At 31.5% G+C, this 2,964-nt stretch carries 3 protein-coding genes and 1 pseudogene; all 4 read right to left on the bottom strand.

What is annotated here, in order from left to right; translation table 11 throughout:
• The coding region (gene rhuM, locus U9R42_07510; protein MEA3495865.1) for a RhuM family protein at positions 1 to 686 on the bottom strand (686 nt) is incomplete at its 3' end.
• A pseudogene (locus tag U9R42_07505) lies at positions 676 to 978 on the bottom strand (N-6 DNA methylase). The gene rhuM and the pseudogene U9R42_07505, both read right to left, overlap by 11 nt.
• 697 nt (positions 979 to 1,675) lie before the next feature.
• Positions 1,676 to 2,560 carry an RES domain-containing protein gene (locus tag U9R42_07500; GenBank protein MEA3495864.1) on the bottom strand — a complete coding sequence of 295 codons (885 nt, stop codon included), beginning with the start codon at positions 2,558 to 2,560 and terminating at the stop codon, positions 1,676 to 1,678.
• A gap of 274 nt (positions 2,561 to 2,834) precedes the next feature.
• Positions 2,835 to 2,964 (bottom strand): nucleoside transporter C-terminal domain-containing protein (locus U9R42_07495; GenBank protein ID MEA3495863.1); only part of this gene is annotated, 130 nt, incomplete at its 5' end.

Raw genomic sequence — 2,964 nt, 5'->3', positions numbered from 1 at the left:
GGTGAAGTTTTCCATGATGTCAATCCCATTTTATCCTTTTTGTGGTCGGCTCTTGAAACAATTATCTCTGCTGCTGTTTGCTTTGTAATTGCCCAATGAAGTTTGTTCTGGACTGTTGCAAAAAACTTTTTTGTAGTTTCAGAACTATATTCATAATCAATGCTACACTCAGCGTAAATATCTGTGATTTGCTGATATAACCGCCTCTCGCTACTACGAATGTCCCTGATTTTCTCTAACTGCTCTTTAAAATAATCTTCTCCGAAAAGGGGTTGTGGATTTTTTAATCTCTCCACATCCATAGTGTATCCTTTAATTATAAATTCTTTTAATACAGTAGTTGCCCATATTCTAAATTGAGTTGCCCTTTTAGAGTTTACACGGTAGCCAACTGCTATAATAGCATCAAGATTGTAAAATTCCGTTTTTCTTTTAACATCTCTTCCACTTTCGTTTTGAACTATTTCCAAAATGGAAACAGTTGCCTCTTTTTGAAGCTCTCCAACCTCAAAAATATTTTTTATATGCTTAGATACTGCGGGAACATTAACATCAAAAAGCTCTGCTATCTTTTTTTGTGGCATCCAAATAGTTTCGTTTTGCAATAAAACATCCACTTTCACATCGCCATTTGGTGTTTTGTAAAGCAAAAAATTTGTATTTGGATTATATTTTTCAATGTTCATACTTCAATCCTTTTAAGTTATTCTGAATTTCGGTTTCCAGTGTTTTACCTTCTGCAAAAAGAATGCTTAAATTATCTTCAAAGCCTTTCATTTTGGCTTCAAACTCATCGTGCGTAATATCCACATATTCAACTTTTACTTCAAAATAGTGTCCTGCACTAAGTGAGTAGTTTTTTTGTTTTATTTCATCGTATTTAACAACTACAGAGAAATCGTCAAGGGCAACTTTATTATTAAAGGTGTCGATAATTTGTTGTTCTTCATCTCCACTTAAAACTGTCTTTTGGTTTTTTAGAGTCGGCTTTTTTGTGTGCCTGCCTGTACGATGCACGCAGACAGGTCGGCAAAAACCAAATCCCGTAGAAAAATCGGGACAAGTTGTGCTATTTTCGCGTGGGCTTTTCATTTTTGTTTTTCTTTCAATTTTTGTACTCGGTTGTTGTTTTTTTGTATTCCAACTAACGTCAAAGTTAATTATTTAATTTACAGTCTATTAATACTTTCTCAATTTCTTTCATTTTTAAACATTTTTTCCCTTTCGTTAGCGAAAATATTCATCGGAATTTTTGACAAAGGGGGATTGGCTACAACGGCAGTCTGTCTAATAACCCTAACCACTGATTAAATTTTTGTCAAATATAAAGCTATTTCTGCTTTGCTCAAAAATAATTTGCTTTTTTTAGGTTACGTTTTTTTTAATCGCTTCTTCCAGTGATGTTGGAAAAATATATGACTGTCTTCTGTCTTTTCCTTGTATAGGGAGGTTCTATAAATTTCATAGTATAAAAATAGAAATTATTCCTTTGGTGGCAAATTATTTTTATCTACAAATTGTGGATAGTTTTTAGACAGTCTGACGGTTTGGCTATGCGTAGTGCGGGTTTCCGAAGTAATTCGCTTTCATTTTACTACTAAATTTCTTTACTTGTATAATCTTTCAATTTACTAAGAATCCCGCATTACGTATGAGCCTTTGTTTGCACACGTTTTTATTTCCAAATTATTTTCCCGTTTTTATAATCAATGGATTTTGAAATTATTCTTTCTGTTTGCGTATAATGTTGTTCTCCTGTACGTTCCATTTTTTGACAAACCACTTGATCTAGAAGAAGTGTTTTGTTATTGATCAGGTATGGTTTTAGTGCCAAATTCATCCCTTTTTTCGTCCATTGTACGCTAGGGTATATAATTCCATCAAGCTCCATTTTTCCCTCAGTTTCACCATTTACAAAATATTTATCATAAAGATAATTTGCAAATGCACATGAAATTAAATAATCATTTTCTTTATGATGTTTTCTTGCAAATTCTAAGGATAACAAATCAATAAGTTGTAAATATTGATCAGTTCCACTTCCCCTTAACTTACTTACGGATTCTTCAAATTTTTTATTCAGACTTTCTGCAATAAGATTTCTATTCTTATTCAGTTCATTTATTGGAAAGGTCGCAACTTGAATATCATCTTGAATTATCCATCTACTTGTAGTATAAATTTCTACATCATTTTTTGTTTCAAATCTTGCAATAGAAGAAGTCTCAAAATATGCAGTTTCTCTCTCCGTAGAACAATAAAATATACTTTGCAGAGGTTCATTTGCTCGTCCAAAATTCTTAATATTATTGTAATCTAAACGATGACCAACATCTTTAATTTCATGGAAAAGAGCTTCTTCAAGGTTCGTATGAATTTCATCATGTACTCTCATCCTAAACAATGGAATTCCTTGATTAATTGCAACCTTTGATATGGGTATTGAGAAACTATATAAAGCATTCTTTATCGAAATATATGAAGAAATATTATTGTCCAGTTTCTTCTCTACAAGAAAACTTAATAAATCCTTTATAACTTCTGGTTCTACTAACTTCATTTAAATGTGTGCTAACATCAATATAAACAGAACTTCCGTTTATTTCCATTATATGCAGATACACCCAAAAGCCTATAAGTCCATATCATCCAAGGGGTTATCAATACCACCAAGCCCTTTACTGCTAATATGAGTATAAATTTTTGTAGTTTTACTTGATTCATGCACTAATAAAATTGAATATATCTTTAATATATTTGCAAATATAATAATTATTTATTTGATAACAAATTGTTTGTTTTTTCCTAAAATAAATTATTATTTTAAAGGTAAGTTAAAAACCGATTATCATTCCTGCAATACTTGCTGTAAGCAAAGAAGCAATTGTTCCACCGATAAGTGCTTTTAATCCTAGTTTTGACAAAACTGTTCTTTGGTTTGGTGCTAATGCACTTATCCCACCA

Source organism: Bacteroidota bacterium, assembly GCA_034723125.1.
Classification (GTDB): domain Bacteria; phylum Bacteroidota; class Bacteroidia; order CAILMK01; family JAAYUY01; genus JAYEOP01.
The sequence above is the reverse complement of the archived record's forward strand: the minus strand, read 5'-3'. Positions and strand labels throughout refer to the sequence as shown.